General features: G+C 59.6%; 2 protein-coding genes and 1 CRISPR repeat array. Both genes read left to right on the top strand.

All coding sequences use genetic code 11. From position 1 onward, the window contains the following. The first annotated feature begins 125 nt into the window (after window positions 1-125). On the top strand, window positions 126-245 hold the full coding sequence (locus R3F72_RS18360; RefSeq protein WP_332780458.1) for a type I-F CRISPR-associated protein Cas7f/Csy3: 120 nt from the start codon (window positions 126-128) through the stop codon (window positions 243-245). Window positions 246-248: 3 nt separating this feature from the next. Continuing rightward, window positions 249-818, top strand: a complete 570-nt coding sequence (cas6f, locus tag R3F72_RS18355; RefSeq protein WP_332780457.1) for a type I-F CRISPR-associated endoribonuclease Cas6/Csy4 — start codon at window positions 249-251, stop codon at window positions 816-818. A gap of 129 nt (window positions 819-947) precedes the next feature. After that, a CRISPR array of direct repeats spans window positions 948-3,617; the repeat unit is 28 nt; unit sequence GTTCGCTGCCGCCCAGGCAGCTCAGAAA. Window positions 3,618-3,744 lie beyond the last annotated feature (127 nt).

Below are 3,744 nucleotides of genomic sequence, written 5' to 3'. Positions count from 1 at the left end.
CCTCGTCGACGTTGATATCGCTGATGGTCATGTCACCGCATAGACGTGCCGAAGGATCAGGCACACTATGCCAAAAAAATCAGGTGGTTGGCGACATGCCATCCGCAGCCACCTGAATAGTTACAATGGATTTTTATAACCTATTAGATAAATGGGCTAAAGAAGACCAAGTTCCACCTGTAGAACAGCAGCACTTTGTCATGGCGACCCTGATTCGTGGCGGCGTTTTCGGCGATGTGGAGTAAGCCATGGACCACTATCTCGACATTCGCCTGCGCCCCGATCCGGATTTCCCGCCCGCCATATTGATGGGGGCGCTCTACGGCAAGCTGCATCGTGCGCTTTTCGATCTGGATGCCAATGACATCGGCGTCAGCTTCCCTGATCACAAGTTCGGCGTGCGCGCCCGTACGCCGGGCGATCGGCTGCGGTTGCATGGCAGCAAGGAACGGCTGGAGCAACTGATGGCGATGCCGTGGCTCACCGGCATGCGGGATCATGTGCAGCTCGAAGCCGTTCAGCCGGTGCCCGCCGAGGTGAGCTATCGGGTCGTTCAGCGCAGGCAGTTCAATACGGGCAGTCCAAGCCGCGCAAAACGCTATGCCAAGCGCCATGGCATCGAGTTCGATGAAGCGCAGCGCCTGATGGAGAAGCCCGCTGCACGGCAAATCGCCTTGCCATTCGTGCAAGTCAGCAGCCGATCCAGCGGTCAGCGCTTTGCGCTGTTCATTGAACACGGCAAGACGCAGTCGCAGCCCGCTGTCGGTAGTTTCAATCACTACGGCTTGAGCTCGGAAGCCACGGTGCCCTGGTTCTGACCCTTTTTTGCAAACCAAAAATGGGTCTTTTAAAATCAATTAGTTAGCGACATTGCCCAGAAAAGGGGGATGTCGCTTTTTTCATCCAAAGCTCTTTAACAATCAGGACGTTATTTGTAGTAACCTCTAGTTCGCTGCCGCCCAGGCAGCTCAGAATGCCGTAAAGGCCGGGCGCATGCTGTTCACCATGTTCGCTGCCGCCCAGGCAGCTCAGAATAAGCGATCGACGCGCCGTCACCGCGTGCTGAAGGTTCGCTGCCGCCCAGGCAGCTCAGAATGGCTGGCCCACGGGCGGCGGCTGGTTGGCATAGTTCGCTGCCGCCCAGGCAGCTCAGAATAATAGCAGCTGGATGCCGGTCTGCAGGTGGCGGTTCGCTGCCGCCCAGGCAGCTCAGAATCTATCCCAAGCCCTACCGCCCCGCGCCCGGTCGTTCGCTGCCGCCCAGGCAGCTCAGAATATCGCCATGCGCAAGGCGCTCAAGCAGCTGGAGTTCGCTGCCGCCCAGGCAGCTCAGAATGGCAGATGTAGGCCAGCTCCATCGCGATCCAGGTTCGCTGCCGCCCAGGCAGCTCAGAATTCGAGGAACTTGGTCAGCGGCTCGCTTTCAAGGTTCGCTGCCGCCCAGGCAGCTCAGAATTGGTAGCGGTAGTCGGCCAGGGCAGCCAGCGTGTTCGCTGCCGCCCAGGCAGCTCAGAATATCCGGGAAAACAAGGCGCGGCACCGCCGCTGGTTCGCTGCCGCCCAGGCAGCTCAGAATTGAAGGACAAGGTGGTCGGCATCGCCAGCAGCGTTCGCTGCCGCCCAGGCAGCTCAGAATACGTTCAGGCCACCCCAGGCATGGACGAACGCGTTCGCTGCCGCCCAGGCAGCTCAGAATAGTAGGGGAGAGCGCCCTGAGTCATAGTCAGCGTTCGCTGCCGCCCAGGCAGCTCAGAATTGGCAGCGGCTCATGAAACTGGCGGTCGAGGAGTTCGCTGCCGCCCAGGCAGCTCAGAATTGAATACCGATGTTGCCGAGTAGTCCGGCCATGTTCGCTGCCGCCCAGGCAGCTCAGAATTCGGCCCCGAAAATCTGCTGGAGCGCTTGTTTGTTCGCTGCCGCCCAGGCAGCTCAGAATTGATTCAGAACCGATTCAACCGATGGCGAGCCGTTCGCTGCCGCCCAGGCAGCTCAGAATTTTACAGTGTGGATGGGCGGCGTTGAACGGTCGTTCGCTGCCGCCCAGGCAGCTCAGAATGTGACGGCTTTATCGGCATAGCTGGATGGGCAGTTCGCTGCCGCCCAGGCAGCTCAGAAACGAGTCACGTCCTCAGCCAGCGGGTAATCGCTGTTCGCTGCCGCCCAGGCAGCTCAGAAATCCACTGTTGCACGTCGCCAGGATTCCGGCATGTTCGCTGCCGCCCAGGCAGCTCAGAAAATCTGAGAAAGGGCTGTGTCCCGCAGGCCACGGTTCGCTGCCGCCCAGGCAGCTCAGAAATACGACCCCTGGCGCTGATGATGGGAACGCCAGTTCGCTGCCGCCCAGGCAGCTCAGAAAGGGAAGCGCTTGTAGACGTGCTCCGGCTCGATGTTCGCTGCCGCCCAGGCAGCTCAGAAACTAAGAATCGTGTCGTCGACGGAAGATCGCTTGTTCGCTGCCGCCCAGGCAGCTCAGAAATCGACCGGCAGCTGATACTCGCCATCGAACGGGTTCGCTGCCGCCCAGGCAGCTCAGAAAGGGATCACGCACGAATGGTCTTCCGACACGCGGTTCGCTGCCGCCCAGGCAGCTCAGAAAACGAGTGCGAGACGGTCTATCGCGTTCTCAGGGTTCGCTGCCGCCCAGGCAGCTCAGAAAACCTGCTCGTCTGAGTGTGTGCGACTATTTCGGTTCGCTGCCGCCCAGGCAGCTCAGAAAATATCGTCAGCTGCGCCGTCATTATCTGGCCTGTTCGCTGCCGCCCAGGCAGCTCAGAAAATTATCTCCCAATACTGGCGCGACATCGCTATGTTCGCTGCCGCCCAGGCAGCTCAGAAACGCCGAGCAAGCTGGATGTTCGCGGCGGTGCCGTTCGCTGCCGCCCAGGCAGCTCAGAAAGTGATCTCTGGCTTGACGTTGCGCACCGGCAAGTTCGCTGCCGCCCAGGCAGCTCAGAAAAATCCGGCGGCATGTCCAGCCGACCTATCGATGTTCGCTGCCGCCCAGGCAGCTCAGAAAACCAGTGCTTCAGGTGTGTTCTCAATGCCCAGGTTCGCTGCCGCCCAGGCAGCTCAGAAAATGATCAACACACCACATAACCGTGGGCAGCGGTTCGCTGCCGCCCAGGCAGCTCAGAAATTAGCGGCCAACTAGGCCGTCAATGAATGTCAGTTCGCTGCCGCCCAGGCAGCTCAGAAAAGTAACCAGTAGCCGTTGAGTTGATCGACCACGTTCGCTGCCGCCCAGGCAGCTCAGAAAACCCCCGCGCCGCCGGTCAGGGCGGCGGCTGGGTTCGCTGCCGCCCAGGCAGCTCAGAAAGTCATCGACTCGAAGCTGACCTATCCTGATTCGTTCGCTGCCGCCCAGGCAGCTCAGAAAAACACCTACAGCACGAGCAACGACGCCTCGGCGTTCGCTGCCGCCCAGGCAGCTCAGAAAGGAAGATTAATCGGAGGAGTAGAGAAATTGAAAGTTCGCTGCCGCCCAGGCAGCTCAGAAACGGATCATGTCGATCAGATCGTCTGTCTGATTGTTCGCTGCCGCCCAGGCAGCTCAGAAAGAACTCGACGGCGATAGCGTAATCACCATAGCGTTCGCTGCCGCCCAGGCAGCTCAGAAAGTGTAGTGGTCAAGTGCTTTTGGCCACCGAGCTTTGAGCATTCCAGTAGTTCTTTTCTGCCAAATTCGGCGGTATCCCATCGTTATGCTTGTGCGGCCGGAGGCTGCTGTAGTAACCGATCATATAA

The sequence above is a fragment of the Salinicola sp. 4072 genome (assembly GCF_036663415.1).
GTDB lineage: Bacteria > Pseudomonadota > Gammaproteobacteria > Pseudomonadales > Halomonadaceae > Salinicola > Salinicola salarius_A.
The sequence above is the reverse complement of the archived record's forward strand: the minus strand, read 5'-3'. Positions and strand labels throughout refer to the sequence as shown.